Annotated in this window: 12 protein-coding genes; 3 read left to right on the forward strand and 9 right to left on the reverse strand. The window is 72.2% G+C overall.

All coding sequences use genetic code 11. The annotated features are described in order from the left end of the window. Positions 1-1,413: 1,413 nt before the first annotated feature. Positions 1,414-2,856 carry an MFS transporter gene (locus tag DFJ67_RS02185; RefSeq protein ID WP_116066310.1) on the reverse strand — a complete coding sequence of 481 codons (1,443 nt, stop codon included), beginning with the start codon at positions 2,854-2,856 and terminating at the stop codon, positions 1,414-1,416. Between the two features lie 36 nt (positions 2,857-2,892). After that, a complete protein-coding gene (locus tag DFJ67_RS02190; protein WP_147315393.1) occupies positions 2,893-3,954 on the reverse strand; it encodes a LysR family transcriptional regulator in 1,062 nt (353 codons plus the stop codon). Positions 3,955-4,451: 497 nt separating this feature from the next. Here DFJ67_RS02190 and DFJ67_RS02195 point away from each other — a divergent pair, with 497 nt between their 5' ends. After that, positions 4,452-4,682, forward strand: coding sequence for a hypothetical protein (locus tag DFJ67_RS02195; protein WP_116066312.1), 231 nt, complete (start codon positions 4,452-4,454; stop codon positions 4,680-4,682). Positions 4,683-5,147: 465 nt separating this feature from the next. Here the strand turns inward: DFJ67_RS02195 and DFJ67_RS02200 are convergent, their stop codons facing one another. Genes DFJ67_RS02200 through xylA form a run of 3 tightly spaced genes read right to left on the reverse strand, consistent with a single transcriptional unit; the run spans position 5,148 to position 12,143 of the window. After that, positions 5,148-9,497, reverse strand: a complete 4,350-nt coding sequence (locus tag DFJ67_RS02200; RefSeq protein ID WP_116066313.1) for an AAA domain-containing protein — start codon at positions 9,495-9,497, stop codon at positions 5,148-5,150. Between the two features lie 41 nt (positions 9,498-9,538). Beyond that, positions 9,539-10,939, reverse strand: coding sequence for a xylulokinase (gene xylB, locus DFJ67_RS02205; RefSeq protein ID WP_116066314.1), 1,401 nt, complete (start codon positions 10,937-10,939; stop codon positions 9,539-9,541). A 13-nt stretch (positions 10,940-10,952) separates the two neighbouring features. Continuing rightward, positions 10,953-12,143, reverse strand: a complete 1,191-nt coding sequence (xylA, locus tag DFJ67_RS02210) for a xylose isomerase (protein WP_116066315.1) — start codon at positions 12,141-12,143, stop codon at positions 10,953-10,955. An 87-nt stretch (positions 12,144-12,230) separates the two neighbouring features. On the opposite strand from xylA, the gene DFJ67_RS02215 reads away from it, so the two are divergent. Then, positions 12,231-13,403: an ROK family transcriptional regulator gene (locus DFJ67_RS02215; protein ID WP_239097470.1), complete on the forward strand. Its 1,173-nt coding sequence runs from the start codon at positions 12,231-12,233 to the stop codon at positions 13,401-13,403. Here DFJ67_RS02215 and DFJ67_RS02220 read toward each other — a convergent pair. Continuing rightward, positions 13,393-13,863 (reverse strand): MarR family winged helix-turn-helix transcriptional regulator, encoded by a 471-nt coding sequence (locus DFJ67_RS02220; RefSeq protein ID WP_116066316.1) that lies wholly within the window; start codon positions 13,861-13,863, stop codon positions 13,393-13,395. The genes DFJ67_RS02215 and DFJ67_RS02220 overlap by 11 nt on opposite strands. 56 nt (positions 13,864-13,919) lie before the next feature. Here DFJ67_RS02220 and DFJ67_RS02225 point away from each other — a divergent pair, with 56 nt between their 5' ends. Further along, on the forward strand, positions 13,920-15,059 hold the full coding sequence (locus tag DFJ67_RS02225) for a PP2C family protein-serine/threonine phosphatase (protein ID WP_116066317.1): 1,140 nt from the start codon (positions 13,920-13,922) through the stop codon (positions 15,057-15,059). On the opposite strand, the gene DFJ67_RS02230 is transcribed toward DFJ67_RS02225, so the two are convergent. The 3 genes from DFJ67_RS02230 to DFJ67_RS02240 form a co-directional block, all read right to left on the reverse strand. Further along, the gene (locus tag DFJ67_RS02230) at positions 15,053-16,558 is read right to left on the reverse strand and encodes a sugar transferase (RefSeq protein ID WP_308442572.1); all 1,506 of its coding nucleotides are present in this window, start codon (positions 16,556-16,558) and stop codon (positions 15,053-15,055) included. The genes DFJ67_RS02225 and DFJ67_RS02230 overlap by 7 nt on opposite strands. 148 nt (positions 16,559-16,706) lie before the next feature. Beyond that, the gene (locus tag DFJ67_RS02235) at positions 16,707-18,458 is read right to left on the reverse strand and encodes a VWA domain-containing protein (RefSeq protein ID WP_116066319.1); all 1,752 of its coding nucleotides are present in this window, start codon (positions 18,456-18,458) and stop codon (positions 16,707-16,709) included. A 147-nt stretch (positions 18,459-18,605) separates the two neighbouring features. Next, complete coding sequence (locus DFJ67_RS02240; protein WP_409362962.1) at positions 18,606-19,688, reverse strand: lactonase family protein; 1,083 nt, start codon at positions 19,686-19,688, stop codon at positions 18,606-18,608. Positions 19,689-19,734 lie beyond the last annotated feature (46 nt).

The raw sequence follows: 19,734 nt of genomic DNA on the forward strand, positions 1-19,734 counted from the left end.
CAACGCCCTTTCCGCGGCGCCAGACCCGGGGCGCTCGCCCATCCTTCGCGACGGCGGCACCCCCGCCCGCGACGGCGGCACCGCCGCCCGCGACGCTGGACCAAGGGCGCGTGCACAGTTCCCGAGGGCGGCGCCGACATCGGAATCCGCCCGTTGACCGTCGCTCTCCACACCCAGCCGACCGGTGGCAGCGGACCCGGGCCTTGACCGTCGGTCTCCCCCCACCAGCCGACCGGTCGCAGCGAACCCGGGCCTTGACCGTCGCTCTCCCCCCACCCACCCGACCAGTGGCAGCGAACCCGGCCTTGACCGTCGCTCTCCCCCCACCCACCCGACCGGTCGCAGCGGACCCGGGCCTGGACCGTCGCTCTCCCCGCATCCACCCGACCGGTGACAGCGGACCCAGGCCTGGACCGTCGCTCTCCCCGCATCCACCCGACCGGTGACAGCGGACCCAGGCCTGGACCGTCGCTCTCCCCGCACCCAGGCGACCAGTGCCAGCGGACCCGGGCCTTGACCTCCGTTCTCGCGAACGTGACCGATCTGGGGCGGCGGATGTGGGAGTTTGATCTCCGATTGCCCACATCCGCCACCCCAGATCGATCCGGGAACCGACGACGCCGGGCGTTGATCTCCGTGGTCCCGCGCCAGCCCGTCAGCGGCACCGGACACGGGCGTTGATCTCCGCTCTCCGGCATCAACCGATTCTGCGACTGCGGCCTCGGCGGGCGTTGCCCTCGATCTCCGGCACCAACCGATCTGCGGCAGCGGCCTCGGCGTGCGTTGATCTCCGCTTTCCCGGGCACGGCCGAACCGGGGCGGCGGATCTGTAAGTTCGATCTCCGACTCAACAGATCCCCACCCCAGATCGGATCCGGGAACCCAACCCGGGCGCGGACCCCCGCGGCCCCCGCCAACCAGTCCGCGGCAACAACCGCAGCCGTGGACCTCCGCCCCCGCACGGCCGAACTAGGGCGGCGGATATGTAAATCCGATCACCCATTCAACAGATCCCCCGCCCCAGATCGGATCCGGGAACCCAACTCGGGCGCGGACCTGCCGCAGCTCACCCCAACGAGTCCGCAGCACCGAACACAGCAGCGGACTTCCCCTCTCCCGCGCATGGCCGAACCGGGGCGGCGGACCTGTAAGTTCGATCGCCCACTCAACAGATCCCCCACCCAGATCGGGTCCAGGACCGGCGCTTGGTGCGTGTTGCACGACCACGCCGGCCAGGCCGGGCAAGAGCCGGGCCAACGGGCCCCCACCAGTGTCCGGCGCGGGGCTTGATCGAGGTTTGGGGGCGACCGGGTGCGGACCTGGCAAGCGAAGCGTCAGCGAGCGGGCCCTCGCGGGAGGAACGGTCGCGCCCACCGCGGACCCGAGTCAGCCTTGTTCCGGACCAATGATTGATCAGCGAGGCGTGTGATGCTGCGCGTCGTCGTCGATCGGAGTGTGGGCCGTGACCTCGGCGCGCTCTTCCAGCAGCCGGTGCAGGCCCTTGATGTCGCGGGGCGAACTGCGGGAGGCGAGCCAATACATGATGCCGGTCGGGATGAAGAAGAGTTGGAACGCGGCGAGGCCGACCGAATAGTTCAGCGGCGACGCGTAATGCGACGCGAGCACCGCGAACGCCACCGGGATCAGGCCGTTGCCGATTGCGCGGCCAACGCCGTTGGTCAGGTTGCCCAGGCTGTAGACCGTGCCCCGGTATTCCGGTGGGTTGATGTCGGCGATCAACGCGAACCAGTTCGGCGAGTTTGCCGAGGTCAGCGCCAGCGCGACGATCGCGATCAGGAACGTGATGCCGACCGACGGCACGGTGACGACGCTCTTCAGGGCGGCCACCACGATCGCGCCGGAGCCGGCGTCGGCCGGGACTTCGATTTTGAAGGGCAGGAAGAACAGGACCAGATAGAGGGGTACGGCGGCCAGAATGCCGACTGCCGACACCAGTGCGCGGCCGCGCAGTGTGCGCCGTTGTAGTTTGTCGCCCACCAGGCCGCCGACGATCGACAGGGCGCCGCCTAGCTGGAACATGGTGGCGAAGATGCTGCCGACGACGATCGCCGTGTGTTCCGGATAGCCCTGGTCGATCGCTCTTTCGCGGAAGAGGACCGGCAGCCAGACCAGCGAGCCGAACGCGATCTGGGCGGGTAGGCCCTGCAGGATCAACCAGACGTTGGTACGCCGTTGGACGATCGAGGGCAGGCTCTTGCGGCTGATCCGGTAGTCGTAGTCGTGTCCCTCGGCGATCGCGCCGGCGAGTTCTGTGTCGCTCTGGCCTCGGCGGATGTCGTAGGTGAAGAAATAGGCGACCGTGGCTACCAGGCCGACGACGCTCAGCACGAAGAAGGGGCGGCGCCAGTCGGAGGCGCCGAGTACCCCGCCGATCAGCGTGCCGAAGAACGTGCCGGCGCCCTGGGAGAGTCCCCAGAAGCTCATCACCAGACCGCGCCGCTTCGGTTTGATCAGGTCGCTGACGACCGAGAAGCCGACGGAGCTGACCGCGCCGAGGCCGACCGCGGCGGCTACCTGGGAGACGAAGAACAGCAGGTAGGTGCCGGCCAGGCCGCTGCCGGTCATGCCGGCCGCCCACAGCACCGTGCCGATCATCAGCAGCGGCTTGCGGTTGCCCCGGTCGCCGTAATAGGCCCAGGCGACCGAGGCTACGGCGCTCACCAGGAACGACACCGCGGTGACGGTGCCGACCAGGCCCTGCGGCACGTCGAACGAGTCAGCGATCGAGCCGTAGAGCGGCGGGATCAGGCCTACCGCGACGTTGTCGAGGGACGCCAGCACGATGAACACCACGACGCTGTAGATCCGGTGCGTGCGGCCCCCGGTCGTGGTCATTCCGGGAGGCTACATCGGGCGGGACCCCCTGGAGATCTAGGTGCGTTGCGACGGGATGGGTGTGGCGAAAGTGAGCGGCGCGCCGGATATCCCCTGCGGGCCCAGGTCGAGGTGGTGGACACCGGCCCGGAGGGCGTCGATCACCGGGCGCAGCGCGGTCTGGTGTGCGTCGCGGATCGTCACGCAGGTCTCCATCCGCAGCGTCGCGCCGCCGTCGTGGATCGGCACCCACTTGAACCGGTCGGCTTCGCGGCCGCCGAAGACCATGCCGACCTTGTAGGGCAGCGCCACGTCGGACGGGACGACCAGGATCCGGCCCCGGCCGTGGCCCGGGCGGCGGCGTTCGCTCTGGAGCCGGATCACGCTCGTCGCGGTCTCGTAGGTCTCCATCGCCACCCGGCCCGCCGGATCGGGGTCGGGGATGCCGGCGGCGGCGATCGCGTCTTCGAGCACCCGCCGGGCCCGCACGTCGCGCGGCTGGAGGAACGCCTCGTAGTCGCGGACCAGGTCGGCGAGGGCCAGCCGGTCGCCCGGGTAGTCGCGGTCGATCATCGCCTCGAGGCGGGCCTCGTAGAGCGGGGTCGAGCGCAGGCCGGGCCGGCGCACCGCCGGGCCGATGATCAGGTGGAACTCGTTGCGCAGCAGCCGGTCGACCGGGTCGCCGAAGAACTGGTGCTCGGCCCGGTTGGGCTGGGAGAGGTATTCGACCCGGAGCTTGTCGCCCTCGGCGGTGCGCAGCCGGTCTTCGGCGAGCGCGACGAACTGGGTGTGGTGTGGGCCGCAGGCCAGCGTCCAGACGGTCGGTTGGGCCGCGGCGGAGCCGATCCGCTCGTGCAGGGCGACGACCTGGCGGGCGATCTGGAGTACCCGCTCGCCGGCCGGGGTCAGCAGGTAGCGGCGGTCGACGTTGCGCCGGACCAGCGGCTCGCCGACATAGTTTTCGATCTTGCCGATCCGGTGTTGCACGGATTGGCGGCTGTAACCGCCGTGCAGCCCGGCCATGCGGCGCGCCGCGTCCTCATAGGAACGCTCTTCGGCGAGCGCGATGAACGCCCGGAAGTCCCACTCGTCCAGTGGTTTCGGGCGCTGTTTTGTCACGCGTTCAACGTAACGTGGCCGGCTAAGCACCAAAAGTGTCACATTGACGATACCGACTGGGCCGGGCGCGGCGGGTCGGCGGTGACGCTGAGAAATCGCTCTCCGCTAAACTGTGATCCGCGTCACTGGCGCGGAAACGACTGGCACCGATTTATCGTCATTTACTGCCCGGGCCCCCACGTTACGTTCTGTCGAACGTCACCCAGAGCGAGCCTCCCGCAAACGCGGTTTGCGGTTGCCCGGACACCTGCCGGTCGGCCTCACCTTCCGACCGTCCGAAGAGGAGTAGAAAGGCAAGGCGGCTGCTCCGCTGGCTTCGGGGCAGCCGCCACATGTCCGACCGCTGAGGAGCAGACATGTCCTATCGACAGACGGTGCGCGAAAGCGTTCGAAAATATCCACCTCTTCTCCGACGCTGGCGCCGCGCTCTCGGCGCTCCCTCCTCCGGAGCCTCACACAAGACCGACCAGGCCGACGCACATCGGGTACGTCGAACGTTGGCGCCCGCCGCCCACCTCGACAGCGCCGCGTCGGAGGTACACGCGGCCCGGGTCGCGATGCGCAACGCCCTGCTCGCCCTGGACGAGGCGATCAGCCACGGCGAGGCCCTCGATCCGGCTTTCCGCCGCCTCATCCACACCGAGATCACCGGCACCCGCGAAGAGGCCGCCCTGCTCACCGCCCGACTCACGAACACCCGCGCCGTCGACCGGCAGGGCGCCGTTTAGACCATGCCCTACCGGCCCACGTCGGCTGGGCCCAGCCGTAGCCCGCGGCACCGCGCCGGGCCTGTGGCCCGCGGCCCAGCCTGTGGCCCGAGGCCCAGCCTGTGGCCCGCAGACCGGCCCGTGGTCCGCGGCCCAGCCCGTGGCCCGCGGCCCAGCCCGTGGCCCGCAGCCCAGCCCGTGGCCCGCAGACCGGCCCGTGGCCCGCAGACCGGCCCGTGGCCCGCAGCCCAGCCCGTGGCCCGCAGCCCAGCCCGTGGCCCGCAGCCCAGCCTGTGGCCCGCAGCCCAGCCTGTGGCCCGCAGCCCAGCCGGTGGCCCGCAGCCCGGCCCGCCCAGCCTGTGGCCCGCAGCCCGGCCCGTGGCCCGGGCCCGGCCCGCGGCCCAGCCCGTGGCCCGCGGCTTCGCGCCAGGCAAGCAATGGTCGCCGCAGGCGCGGCCCGGCTCGCGAGGACCGGTAGGACGCGGCCTAAACCGGCCGGACTGGTGCCAGGCCGAGTTCCTCGGCGCGGGTCCAGACCGGCTCCATGGCCTGGTCCGGGTCGCGGTGGAAGAGGCTGGCCCGCAACCTGACGAAGACGCAGTTGCCGACCCGCTCCAGCACCGCCTGGCGGCGTAGCTCCGCCGCGAAGGCGGCCGCCCCCCGGTAGCGGTCGTCGCAGGCGATCGCCAGCCGCCGGCCGTCGGGCGCGTTGACCACGAAGTCGATCCGATAGTTGCCGAGCCGGAACCGCGGCACCGGCCGCAGCCCAGCCGCCGTCAGCCGCCGCCAGACCTCGCGGGTGAACCCGCTCTCCAGCGCCGGGTCGTAAGGGGTGTCGGCCACCGCGCCGGCCGGGCGGGTCGCATACCTGAGCAGCAGCGCCCGGGCGTCGTCCGGGTTGAGCTCGCCGGCGCTCACCGAGTGGAAGACGAAGAGCTGGTCGCGGGCCCGGGACGCGGCGACGTTGACCCGGCGGTGATAGTCGCGCTTGGTGAACGCGCCGATCGTGCCGTCGGCGCTGGCCACCACCGTGGACAGCAGCACCACGTCGCGCTCGTCGCCCTGGAACGTGTAGGCGTCGCCGACCCGCAGCGCGCGCCGTTCGAGCTCGTCGGTGCCCAACTCTTCCCGGAGCCGGTGTTGCAGATAGTCGGCCTGCCCGCTGGTCGACAGCAGGCTGACCACGCCGATCGTCTTTCCGCGGTAGGCCGGGTCGGCCACGATCGCGGTCACCCGCGCCACCAGCGCCTCGGCCTCCGCGACGTTGACCTCGCCATACTCGGGGACGCTGACCCGGCGCCCGTCGGGCACGTGCACGGCGGTCACGGCGACGCCAAGCCCGGCCGGCCGGTCGGCGCGCAGCGGCTGGATCTTGCCGTCGTAGTAGGTGTCGCTGGAGAAACCGATGATCGCCGGCACGCTGCGGAAGTGTTCGGTGAGCAGGATCCGTTGCGGCGAGCGGCGCACGGCGTGGTCGTAGAGGCTGCTCTCGGTGTCGAAATGCACCGCCGAGGGCACACCGGCCGGCGCCAGGTGGGTGGCGATCAGCCCGTTGACCCGCTCGGCGGGCAGGCCGACGAGCTGCGGGCCGATCTGCTGGTCATCGCCGACCACGACGGCGCGGTGCGCCAGCCCGAGCACCGGCAGCGCGAAGATGTCGGCCTGGGACGCCTCGTCGATCACCACGACGTCGAAGATCGGGCCGGCTCCGGGAAACTGCTCAAGAGCACGGTCAACCGACATGATCCACACGGGTACGGCAGTCGCCGCCTCAGCCATCGCCCGTTGCGCGGCCGCCTGCCAGTGCGCCGCGGTCTTGCCGGTGCCCTTGCCGATCTTGCGCAGCGCGGCCGTCCAGTCGGCGAGGGCGGCCTTGCGGCGGTCGTCGAGGGTACGCGCGACCTCCAGCCACGCCGACCCCACGACGAGCTCGCCGGTGAGCCGCCGCTCCTGGTCTCGGGCCCGCTCCAGCCTCCGGCCCAGCTCGTCGTCGCCGACCCCGTGGGTGCCGGCCACCTCGTCGAACCAGGTCTGCGCCTGCCGCCAGGCCCAGGCCCGCAGCGCCGCATCGCCGCCGGCCGGCGCCACACCCCGGTCGTAGCCCGCGGCCCACTGCGGCGCGACCGCGGCGAGCCGGGCATGCAGCGCGGCGAACCGGGTCGCGTCGGGCTTGATGCTCCACAACCGACGGATCTCGGCGAGGGCGGCGTTCCACCCGACCGCGTCGTCGGTGGACCAGGCGGCGGCCAGCCCGCGCAACACCGGCGGCGCACCCGGCCCGGCGGTGACCCGGGCCAGCCAGGCACCCATCGCCCGCTGCTCGGCCTCGATCCGGTCGACGGTGAACACCGCCAGCGTCGCCTCGGTCAGGTCGGCGAGGTCGGCCAGAGCGGCCGCGTCGACCACACGGGGGCAGGCCGGGACCAGCACGGCGAGGTTCTCCCGGAGGGAAGGCCAGCGCCGGCTCTCCCAGTCGAGCGCATCGAGCGCCTCGGCAAGCAAGCGGCCGGCCCAGATCTCAGGCTCACCGGAAGCGCCGCCGGCGCCGGGCGACACCCGCCTGGCCGGGTCGGCGCCCGACGGCTCGTCAGTGCGCGGTGGCGCGGCGCCGGTGGGTAGCGGCGCGCCCAGGCGGTCGGCCCATTCCGCCCAGCGTGCGGCGAGCTGGGCCCGGAGCTGGAGCCGCTCCACGGTCGCCACCAGCAGGTCGATGTCGGCGGCCGTGCGGGGCTGCTCGCCGTCGACGCGGCAGTCGGCGACCACCTTGGCCAGGTCACCGTGGGTCAGCCGGCGGACCGGCTTGCCGGCGGCGAACCGCTCGCGGATCTGGCCGAGCTGGGTGAGCAGCCGGCGGGGCTGGGCGGCGTGTTCCTCGGCGATCTCCACCCGGTGGCCGGACAGGGCCGCCGTGCGCCGACCCAGTTCGCCGAGCATCCGCTGGCTGGCCGCCACCTGCTCGTCCCAGACCGCCTGCCAGCTCGGCTCGCGGATGAGCGAGCCCAGCCGGTCGGTCCAGCTTCCGGCCCGGCGGGCCAGCGCGTCGGCCGCTGTGCGCAGCGCGCCGGCCAGCTCGTCGACCGCTTCGGGGCCGAGCCGGCGCGCGCCGTCGGCGTCGACACCGCGGTCGCGGGCCTGCTCGGCCACCTTGGCCGCGTCGGCCAGCGTGGCCCGCTGTGCGGCGACCGCCTCGCCGGTCGGCAGCTCGCCCTCGGCCGGCAGGGTGGCGAGGGCGCTGGCCCGGTCGGCCGCTGGGATCGCCCGCGCCAGGTCGCCGAGCAGCCCGAACTCGCCCGCGGTCAGCGGCGCCGGCGTGCCCGGCGGCACCGGGTCGGGCACGATGCCGTCGGCCTCGGTGCGGCGCAGCCACTCGCCGACCTCGGCCGGCGAGGAGGCCACCCCGCCTACCGGGTAGGTCGTCGCCTCGCGTTCGGCCACTGCGAGCAACTCGTCGCGGGCCCGGGCGAAGCGGTCGTGTGCGGCGTCGATGTCGGCGGTGATCCGGTCGACCTCGTCGGCCGCGGCCGTGCGGTCGAGGGTGGCGGCCCGGTCGGACAGCTCGCGGGCGGCGATCTGGAGTTGCACGAGTTGGTCGGCCGAGCGGCCGAGCACGGCCAGGCAGAGCGGTTGGATCTCGGCGGGCAGGCCGTCGCGGAGCACCCGCAGCGGGTCTTCCTTCTGGGCCAGCACCAACACGCGCTTGCCGTGTGCGACCAGGTGACAGATCAGGTTGCGGATCGTGTGCGTCTTGCCGGTGCCGGGTGGGCCCTGCACCGCGACCGTGCGGTGTGCGGCCAGGCGGGCGGCGATCGACTCCTGGGCGTCGTTGGTCGCCATCGGCATCAGCAGCCGCTCGGCGGTGCGTACCCAGGCGTCGGGGTCGTCGTCGGGCATCCGCAGTGCGCTCGGTTCGTGCGCGAGGATGCCGGCCAGGGCGCCGACCCCGCTGTCGCCGGGCGCGGCCAGCCGGTCGCGTTCGGCCTCCAGGAACCGGCGCACCATCCGCTGCCGCGGGCGCAGGAAGAGCACGCCGGTGTCGTGCACGTGCGGGTCGGCGACCGGGTCGAGGCCGAACCGCAGAAGCGGTTCGTAGCCGAGACGGCGCAGCGCGCGGCCGGCGAACTCCTGGCGCTCGGCGGCGTCCCAGGGGTCGACGTCGACGAGGCCGCCCGGGCCGGCCAGGTCGAGCAGGTCGCCGACCCGGCGGTTGTCGAGCCCGCCGAGCGCGTCGACCTGTAGCCGGGCCGGGCCCTGCGGGTGGACGGTGACGGTGCTGGTCTCCGGGTCGTAGTCGATCGCGACCGGGGTCGCCAGCAGCGGGTAGCGGACCGGCTCACCGCCGACCGGCGCGTCGAGGATCGCGTGGCCCCAGACGAGTTCGACCCGCGCGGAGTCGACGTCGACCCGGTAGCGCAGGTCGTAGAGGCGGTCGTGCAGCGCCCGGACGGCGGCGGTGCGGCGGTGGGCGGTCGCCCACGGTCGCCACTCCTCCTCCATCCACCGGCTGAACTCGGCCGCGCGTATCTCATCCTGATTTTGAAGGGTTGGCGGGTTTTCTGCCGTCAGGTCCCAGACGAGGTGGCGCAGCAGCGGGGTCGGGATCGACGGCGGTTCCGGCGCGCCCGGGCGGCCGACCCGCAGCCAGCCGGCGCCGGGTTGCCGCGGGCCGAGCTCGACGGCCGGGTGGATGGGCAGGTCGTCGTGCCAGTAGGCGTCGCCCGGCGGGATCGTGCGGACCGGTTTGTCGAGCAGCGCGCGCACGGCGAGCAGGTATTCCGCGAGCGCTCCGGCGCGCTCGCGGATCTCATGTGGCGTGTCGGCGCCGTCCTGCTGCTCCATCGCTGTCCGACGGTAACGCGGTCGGGCCAGTCACACGAGTTTCACGCCGGTCGGTCGTGCACCAGTTCGCGGACGGCGGCGTATTGGTCGCGGATGGCCGGCACCGGACGGGCGTCGTAGGTCTCGACGCGGCCGGTCGCCCACGCGGGCGGCGCCGGCTGGTCGGAGACGACCCACGCGGCCTGGCGGGCGGCGCCGTCGGCGACATATTCGCCGGGCTCGGGGACCACGACGCCGCAGCCGAAGATCTCCGGCGCGATCCGCCGGACCGCCTCGCTGCGTGCCCCGCCACCGATCAGGATCACCCGGTTGACCGCGGCGCCCTCGGCGATCAGCGCGTCGAGGCCGTCGGCGAGCGCGCAGAGCATGCCCTCGACCGCGGCCCGGGCGAAGTGTGCCGGGGTCGAATTGCGCAGGGTCAGGCCGTGCACCGCGCCGGTCGACAGTGGGCGGTTGGGGGTCCGCTCCCCCTCCAGGTAGGGGACCATCACCAGGCCGTCGGAGCCGGAGGGTGCCTCGGCCGCCAGCTCGGCAAGCCGGCTGTGGCTGACGCCGAGCAGCGCGGCCGCCGCGTCGAGCACCCGAGCGGCGTTGAGCGTGCAGACCAGCGGCAGGAACCGGCCCGTCGCGTCGGCGAAGCCCGCGACGATGCCGCTGGCGTCGGCCGCGGGCAGGTCGGCCACGCTGAACACGGTGCCGGAGGTGCCGATCGAGACGATCACGTCGCCGGGCCGGGCTCCGACCCCGAGCGCGGCCGCCGCGTTGTCGCCGGTGCCCGGGCCGAGCGCGGCGCCGCTTGGCAGCCGGCCGGCGATGCCGGTCGGTGCGAGCACGGTCGGCACCCGCGGCTCCCGGCCGAACGCCAGCTCCAGCAGGTCGGGCCGGTAGACGCCGGTCGCCGGCGACCAGTAGCCGGTGCCGCTCGCGTCGCCCCGGTCGGTGCGCAGGTCGGCGAGGTCGCCGGTGCCGCCGAGCCGCCAGGTCAGCCAGTCGTGCGGCAGGCAGACCGCGGCGGTGCGGGCGGCGTTGTCGGGCTCGTGCTCGGCCAGCCAGCGCAGCTTGGTGACGGTGAAGCTGGCCACCGGCACCGAGCCGACGGCGTCGGCCCAGGCCTTCGGGCCGCCCAGCTCGGCGGTCAGGTCGGAAGCGGCCTGGGCCGAGCGGGTGTCGTTCCAGAGCAGAGCCGGGCGAACGACCTCGCCCGACTCGTCGAGACAGACCATGCCGTGCTGCTGGCCGCCGACGGCGACCGCGGCCACGTCATCCAGCCCGCCGGCCTGGCGCGTGGCCTCGGTCAGGGCGCGCCACCACGCGTCCGGATGCACCTCGGTGCCCTCCGGATGCGTGGCGCGCCCCTCGCGGACCAGCGCGCCGGTCTCGGCGTCGCGGACCACCACCTTGCACGACTGCGTGGACGTGTCGACGCCGGCGACCAGCGGCATGGTCGTTACTCCCTTAGCCCCGTGCGCCGAGCAGGTGCTCGAGCGCCAACTGGTTGAGGCGGACGAAGCCGAAGCCGCGCTCGGCGACCGTGTCGGCGTCGAAATCCTCGTAGGCGGACCGGTCGGCGAGCAGGTCGGTGTAGCTCTCGCCGGTGCCCACGGTCGGCTCGCGCAGCTCGCCCACCTTGGAAACCGCCAGCGCCTCCTGCACCTCCGGGTCGGCCCGGAACGCCTGTGCCCGCTCCTTGAGCAGCAGGTACATCCGCATGTTGGCGGCCGCCGAGGCCCACACGCCGTCGAAGTCCTCGGTGCGCGAGGGCTTGTAGTCGAAGTGCCGCGGGCCCTCGTAGGCCGGGCCGCCGCCGGGCGCGCCGTGCTCGATCAGGTCGACCAGGGCGAACGCGTTGGCCAGGTCGCCGTGGCCGAAGACCAGGTCCTGGTCGTATTTGATGCCGCGCTGGCCGTTGAGGTCGAGGTGGAAGAGCTTGCCGTGCCAGAGCGCCTGGGCGATGCCGTGCGCGTAGTTGAGGCCGGCCATCTGCTCGTGCCCGACCTCGGGGTTGAGGCCGACCAGGTCGCCGTGCTCAAGGCTGTTGATGAACGCGATCGCGTGGCCGACGGTCGGCAGCAGGATGTCGCCGCGCGGCTCGTTGGGCTTGGGCTCGATGGCGAAGCGCAGGCCGAAGCCGCGGTCGATCGAGTATTGCGCCAGGAAGTCGACGCCCTCGCGGTAGCGGTCGAGAGCCGCCTGCACGTCTTTGGCCGAGTCGTATTCGGAGCCCTCGCGGCCGCCCCACATCACGTAGGTCTGCGCGCCGAGCTCGGCGGCCAGCTCCATGTTGCGCATCACCTTGCGCAGCGCGAACCGGCGGATGGACCGGTCGTTGCTGGTGAAGCCGCCGTCCTTGAACACCGGGTGGGTGAACAGGTTGGTGGTCACCATCGGCACGACGATGCCGGTCTCGTCGAGCGCCTTGCGGAACCGGGCGATGTGCTCGGCCCGGGTCGCGTCGTCGGAGCCGAACGGGATCACGTCGTCGTCGTGGAACGTCACGCCGTAGGCGCCCAGCTCGGAGAGCCGGTGCACCGACTCCACCGGGTCGAGCGGCGGCCGGGTGGCGTCGCCGAACGGGTCGCGGGCCTGCCAGCCCACGGTCCACAGGCCGAACGAGAACTTGTCGGCACGGGTGGGATCGGCTGCCATCGGGGCCTCCTCCGAGAAGTATGGTTTCGAGCGCGTTAATTTGTTTAGCGGTTGAATTATTTGACCGCGACGTGGCAGTGTCAAGGCGTGAACGGCGAATTTCCGGTGCGGCAGGCCAGTGTGCGTGCCCACAACCTGGCACTCGTGCTCCGCCAGGTGGCCGGTGCGCCCCGCCCGCCGTCCCGCGCCGACCTCGCCGGCAGCACCGGGCTGACCCGGGCCACCGTCTCCGCGCTCGTCGACGACCTGGTCGGCGGCGGCCTGATCACCGAGGTGGGTCCGGCGCCGCGGACCGGCGCCGGCCGGCCGGCGGTCGGGCTCGTCCTTAACGGGTACGGACCGGCCGGGCTCGGACTGGAGATCAACGTCGACTACCTGGCCGGCTGCGTCGTCGACCTGACCGGCACCGTCATCCACCGTCTGGTGCTGCACGGCGACCAGCGGATCCTGGGCCCCCGCGCGGTGCTCGACGCCGTCGCCGACCTCGGCGCGCGGCTGCGTTCCGAGGCCGCCGCGGCCGGGCGGGTCGTCGCCGGCGCCGCCCTCGCCGTTCCGGGGCTGGTCTCGGGGGCCGGCCTGGTGCACCGGGCGCCCAACCTGGCCTGGCACGACGTCGACGCGGCCGGCGCGCTGGCCGGCGGGCCGCTCGGCGACCTGCCGCTGACCATCGACAACGAGGCCAACCTGGCCGCGCTGGCCGAGTTGCACGCCGACGGCGACGGGCTGGACAGCTTCGTCTACGTGTCCGGTGAGATCGGCATCGGCGCCGGCATCGTGCTGCACCGCACCCTGTTCCGCGGCGCCCGCGGCTGGAGCGGCGAACTCGGCCACGTCTGCGTCCGGCCCGACGGCCCGCTCTGCCGGTGCGGTGCGCTCGGCTGCCTCGAGCAATACGCGGGCCAGGAGGCGCTGCTGCGCGACCTGCCGGCGGGCGAGACCGGCCTGGCCCGGCTGCGCGACGACACCGCACTGGCCGACAGCCGGCTGCCGGCCGCGGGCACGTCGCTGGGTGTGGCGCTGGCCGGCGTGGTCAACATGCTCGACGTCGACACTGTGGTGCTCGGCGGCATCTTCGGGCCGCTGACACCCTGGCTGGCACCCGCGGTCGAGGCCGAACTGGCCCGGCGGGTGCTGACCTCGGCGTGGTCGCCGATGACCGTGCGGGCCTCGGCGTTGGGGGCGGCCGCGGCGGCGGTCGGTGCGGCCGGCGCGGTGATCCGCGACATCCTGGCCGAACCGGCGGAGTGGCTCAGGCCGTGAGCGCGTCGGAGTCGGGCTTGCCCATCGCGTCGCCGAACTCGCTCAGGCCGCGCAGCAGGGACTGCCGGGCGGCCGGGCTCATCTGCGCCAGCACCTCGCGCAGCCGGCGCTGACGCTCGGCCCGCAGCTCGTCCAGCAACCGGCGACCGGTCTGGGTCAGATGCAGCGAGATCTCGCGGCGGTCGGTGCGGCCCGGGAAGCGCTCGATCATGCCGGCCGCGACCAGCCGGTCGCAGAGCCGGCTGGCCGACGAGAGGATCATGCCGAGGCTGCCGGCCAGGCCGCGCAGGTTGATCCCGTCGCACTCCTCGACCACCAGCATCGCCCGCAACTGTGACCCCGAGACTCGATCGGCGGCACCTTCGCGAGCCGCGTCCCACACGCGCAGCAACGCCTCGGCCGCACTGTCGAGTGCAGCGGCCTGGGCGGCTACGTCGTCGGACGCATGGTGATCGGCCATGGTGGGAAAACCCTACCCCGGCGGCGTTGGTCGCCACCTCGGCGAGGGGACCACCGATGAACGAACGGTTAGTCGATGTCGAACGCGCGCTGTCGCACGCGGAGGCCGACCTGCTCGTGGAACGGCTCGGGGAAGAGGTCGAGAAGCACTACGGGATCACGGACGCGGAGCTGTTCCTGGTCGACTACCGGCTCGCCGCGCTGCTGCCACTGGGCGGCGGTGAGCCGTTGACCCATCCCGGCCACCCGGCCTGGCGGAGCTTCGACCATCAGTCCGAGGTTTTCGACGGCGACGTCCTGTTCCTCCCGGTCACCATGCGTGGTGACCGGATCGGTGTGCTCCGGCTGGCCCCGGTGCCCGGCGACGACGAGGCCGCACACGGCGACCTGGCCCGGCTGGCCGTCTACCTCGCGCACGAGGTGGCCGCGGTACGCGACAGCACCGACGCATACCTGGTCGCCGCGCGGGCCCGCCGGTTGACGCTGGCCGCCGAGATGCAGTGGGAGTTGCTGCCGGGGCGCAGCCGGACCCGGCCCTCCTTCTCGCTGGCCGGTCAGCTCGAACCGGCGTACGCCGTGCGGGGTGACAGCTTCGACTGGGCCGACGACGGGCACCGGCTCTGGATGTCGGCGGTGAACGGCTCCGGCGAGGGCGTCGCGGCGGCGACGCTCACCAGCCTCGCCACGTTCGCCCTGCGCAACGCCCGCCGGGGCGGGCTCGACCTGGCTGACCAGGTGGCATTGGCCGACCAGGCGATCTACTCGCACTATCGGGGCGAGCAGCACCTGGCCGCCCTTCTGCTCTCGGTCGACCTGGCCAGCGGCGTGGTCACCGCGGTCGACGCCGGCTCACCGCGGCTGCTGTTGCTGCGCGGCGAGGAGGCGTCCGATGTGGAGCTTGAGGCGCAGTTGCCGCTGGGCATGTTCGACGGCACCATCTACCGGCCGCAGACCTTCGAGCTGGAGGTCGGCGACCGGCTGTTCGTGATCAGCGACGGCGTCTTCGACGCGGTCAACGAGGCCGGCGGGCGTTATGGCGAGACCGCGCTGACCCGGTTTGTCCGGCGCAGCCGGCGGCAGTCGCCGCTCGACGCGGTGCGCGCGCTGCTCGGTGAGCTGCGCGCGCACGTCGCCGCTGATCTGGTCGACGACGCGGTGGTCGTCTGCCTCGACTGGAACGGGCCGAAGTCTCAGTAGGCGCCGCGGCTGGCGACCACCGCGCCGAGGGTTTTCCACAGGATCGCCAGGTCGGCGGTCAGGCTCCAGTTCTCCACGTAGTAGAGGTCGAGCCGGATGCCGTCTTCCCAGCTCAGGTCGGAGCGGCCGCTGACCTGCCAGAGCCCGGTGATGCCGGGCTTGACGAGCAGCCGGCGGGCCACGTCGCCGTCGTAACGGGCCACCTCGCGGGGCAGCGGCGGGCGCGGACCGACCAGGCTCATCTGCCCGAGCAGCACGTTGACCAGTTGCGGCAACTCGTCGAGCGAGTAGCGGCGCAGGAACCGGCCGACCCGGGTGACCCGCGGGTCGTCGCGCATCTTGAACATCAGCCCGTCGGTCTCGTTGCGCGCCTTGAGCTGCGCGAGGACCTCTTCGGCGTTGACCACCATGGTGCGGAACTTGAAGACCCCGAACTCCTTGCCGGACATGCCCACCCGGGTCTGCCGGAAGAACACCGGCCCGCGACCGTCGAGCTTGATCGCGATGGCGATGACCAACAGGACCGGGAACGCCAGCGTCAACGCGATCAGCGCCGCGGCCCGGTCGAAGAAGCCCTTGACCAGCTTGCGGCCACCGCGGAACTCGGGCGCCTCGACGTGGATCAGCGGCAGCCCGGCGACCGGCCGGGTATGGATGCGCGGACCGGCCACATCGGTCAGTGCCGGCGCCAGCACCATGTCGACGCCGGTGCCCTCGAGCTGCCAGCCGAGCCGGCGCAACCGGATCGCGGTCAGCTCGCCCGAGGTGGTGACCGCGACCGTGTCGACCCCGGTCGACTCGACGGCCTCCAGGACGGTGCGGAACGAGCCGACCACCGGCACGTCGCCGAGGCGCTGCGGCACCGGCGCGATCAGCGCGTCGGGGATGCAGGCGCCGACCACGTGGTAGCCGGCGTAGGGCTCGCGGCGCAGCGTCGCGACCAGTTCGTTGATGTGCACCGCGTCGCCGACCACCAGCACCTGGCGCGACCAGGAGCCGTCTCGCTTGCGGGCGTGGTGCAGCCACTTGCGGGCGCCGTAGCGGCCGATCACCAGGCCGACCAGGCCGAGCGCGAAGCTCAGCACCAGGAACCAGCGGGCGACGCCGAGGTCGACGACGTAGCCCACGATCGCGATCGCACCGGCCAGCCGGATCGTCGCCGCCGAGACCCGCCGGTATTCGTCGACGCCGTAGCCCATCAGCCCGATGTCGTAGCTGCGCATCAGCTTGAGCGACAGGAGCCAGACCAGGCCGAGGCCGACCATGATGAGGGCGTAGGGCGTCGAGTCGCGCGGCGCGCCACCCCCGAACCGGTCGGAGAGCGCGCCGAAGCGCACGGCATAACCGCCGAGCACCGCGAGCGTGACCATCGCGACGTCGACCAGAAAAACGGCGCGCACATATGTGCGTTGTCGGGCCCTCACCAATGCCGCGTTAACGGCGTGACGCCCGCTTTCCGGGCGTGCGGCAGCAGGGTTAACCAGCGTCGCCGACGTCACAAAGCCCTCCCCAGCTCGTGGGTGTCGACGCACCGGAGTGCGGTGCCTGGACATCTTCGCCCATCCAACGTCACCCGGTGGAGCTGCGACGGAAAACCGTCACTTACTTGACGGCAAGCCGTTAGCTAGGCAAACGACAAGGGTCGGTCTACTTCGGCGTGGTGGGCCGAAGCGAGATCGCCTTGAGGAAGATGTCGCCGATCGCGGTCGGGTCGTTCGCGACGAACACCTGGCCACCGGTGACCTTGGTGATCTGGTCGAGCGGACCGCGGTTGACCTCGTCGCCGAGCCCAATGATGATCAGCTGAACCGGCCTCTTGTCGTCCTTGATCCGCTTCAGCTCGTTGAGCAGAGCCGGGTGGGTGATGCCGCCGTCCGGGTCGTCGTTGCCGATGCCGTCGGTCAGCAGCACGATCGAGTTGACCCGGCCGCTCTGCCAGTCGTTCTGCACGTTCTTGTAGGCCGCGAGGATCGTGTCGTAGAGACCGGTGTCGCCGCCCTTCTTGGGCTTGACCGCACCGAGTTGGGCGGCCAGCTTCGACCGACCGCTGGAGACCGGCTGGATCGGCACCAGTTCCTTGTAGTCCTTGCCGCCACCGAGGTTGCTGGAGAACACCCAGAGCCCGACCGCCCAGTCGTCGCTGAACAGACCGAGGCCCTTGCTCGCGGCCTGCTGGGTGATCTGCATACGGGTCAGGTTGCCGGCGCTGGCCACCTTGCCGCCCATCGTGCCCGAGATGTCGATGACCGCGAGCAGCCGGCCGGGCAGTGTGACCGCGGTCCAGGTGGCGAGCACGGTGTCGATGATCTTCGGGTCGGCGTTGCCGGCGGCGCTCCCGCCGGGGTTGGCCGACGAGGTCACCTGCGGCGTGCCGGCCGGGCTGGGCGCGCCGGCCGGCGCCTCGAAGCCGTCGCCCCAGGTGCCGTCGGCGGCACGCAGGTGCGCCGCACCGAGTTGGTTCTTGAAGTCTTTGGTGCTCAGCACCCGGAACAGGCCCGCAGCCGCCTTCGCCTTCACCGGGTCGGTGCCCGGCATGACCGCGTAGGGGTAGTCGAGCGAGGTCGGCGCCGGTTCGAGATAGAGCGCGGCCAGCGGGATCGGCGGCTTGGCCGCGTTGTATCGCACGACGTCTTCCTCGGACAGCGGCGCCGCGGAGAGCGCCTGCGCGATGCTGGCCGGGTCGGTCGAGTTCGGGAACTTGGCGAGCAGGTCCTCGCGCAGCGCCGACTTGCCGGACGCCAGCGCGCGCAGCACCGAGGTCTGCGCCTCCTGCGCCTTGGCGCCGAGCTTCCCGGCCTGCTCACCGAGGGCGAGCAGACCGGCGAGACCGGCGGCGTCGCGGGTCGGCTCGACGATGCCGGGCTTGATCGAGTTGCTGGTGGTGAGCTGGGTGAGCAGGTCCTGCCAGCCGAGCTTCTTCTGCGGCCAGCCGATGGCGGCGGCGACGGGCTCGGGCATGGCGATGACGATCGGGCTGCGTGCGATCGACTGGCCGTTGGTCGGCGCGAAGCCCGACGCCTGGCCCTGTAGCCGCAGCAACCAGGTCGACGAGTCCGGCACCCAGACGTCGGGCATCGTCGCGTCGCCGTTGGCCTGGCCAACACCGGAAAGCGCTACGCCGTGCTTGCCGGCCACAACTGCGGCGACCTCGACCGGGTCCTGCGCGATGACGTCGACCGCGACGCAGACACCGTCGGCCTCCGCACCGCCGTCGACCCACGACTTGGCGGCATCCTTGATCGCGGGCGCTATCTCCGACGCCGCCGAGACCGTCAACTTCGCCGAGCCCGAGCAACCGGGCTGACTTACCTGTCGGTAACCGAAGTAGACGCCAACGGAAACGAGGACAAGCGCCATCGCGGCGGCGATGACGCCAGCCCCGCGGAGCTTCATATGCATGCGATGCCGGCCAGACACCCGACCATCTTGCGTAGCCAGGGCCCGCATTGCCAGGTACGTTCGGCTTAAAGTTACGCAGGAGCAACGAAGCGATCGGTTTTCGTCACTTCCTGTGACTGCGGGGCTCCAACGAGTCCCTGAAATCGCTTACGCAGCAACCTTTTCCGCGGATCCCGAAATGACGGTCTCGCGCGGAGCTAACACACAAGTCGGACTTGCCACCGCCACCGGATCGGCAACCATCGTCGGCACGCCCGTCCGCGGATCGATCGCGAACGTCGAAACCGAGTTGCCGAGCTGGTTGGCGACGTAGAGGTGGTCGCCGGCCAGCGCCAGGTGCCGCGGCCAACGACCGCCGCAGTCGACCTCGGTGACCAGGCGCGGCGCGGCACCGTCCAACGCGAACACCGACAGCGTGTCGACACCGCGGGTGGCCAGGTAGAGATAGCGCCCGTCGGCCCGGCAGGCGATCTCCGACGGGAACTTCTCCCCGGGCCGGGTGCTCGCCTCGAGCCGGTTCCGCTCGCGCCAGCCCTCCCCGCCGATATCGAAGCTGGTGACCATCGCGTCGAGCTCGTCGACCAGGTAGGCGCGGTGCCCGTCGGGATGCCGGGCGATGTGCCGCGGCCCGGCGCCCGCCGTCACCCGCAGCGGGTCGCCGGCCGGCACCAGCCGGTCGTCGACGACCCGGTAGGGATAAAGACCGTCGGTGCCGAGGTCGACGGCGACCAGCGGGCCGCCGGCCGGGTCGATGGAGATCATGTGCAGGTGCGGCCCGGCCTGCCGGTCGCGGTCGGGGCCGTGCCCGTCGTGCACGACCAGGTCGCTGCGGTCGCCCACCGCGCCGGTCGCCGGATCCAGCGGGTGTACGGAGATCGAGCCGCTCGCATAGTTGGCGGCCAGCAGGTGCCGGCCGTCGGCGGTGACCGCGACGTGGCACGGTTCGGTGCCACCGGTGCCGGCCCGCCCGCGCGGTTGCAGCGGACCCGCGCCGTCCACCGCGTTATCCACTGCCCAGCCGCTGACCTCACCCTCGGCCAGCTCGTTGGCGGCGTAGAGCACCGGCAGCGTGGGGTGCCAGGTCAGGAACGACGGCGACGGCGTACGCGCGACCACCGGTCCCGGGCTCAGGCGACCGGTCAGGGGGTCGCGGGTGGCGGCGACGATGCCTTCCCCCGTACCGCCGGATTCGCTGGTGTAGCAGCCGAGGTAAAGGAGTTCGTCGGTCACGCGGTTGATCAGATCATTCCCCGCACCACCCTGCCGGCCGGCCGCT

Source organism: Asanoa ferruginea, assembly GCF_003387075.1.
Taxonomy (GTDB): domain Bacteria; phylum Actinomycetota; class Actinomycetes; order Mycobacteriales; family Micromonosporaceae; genus Asanoa; species Asanoa ferruginea.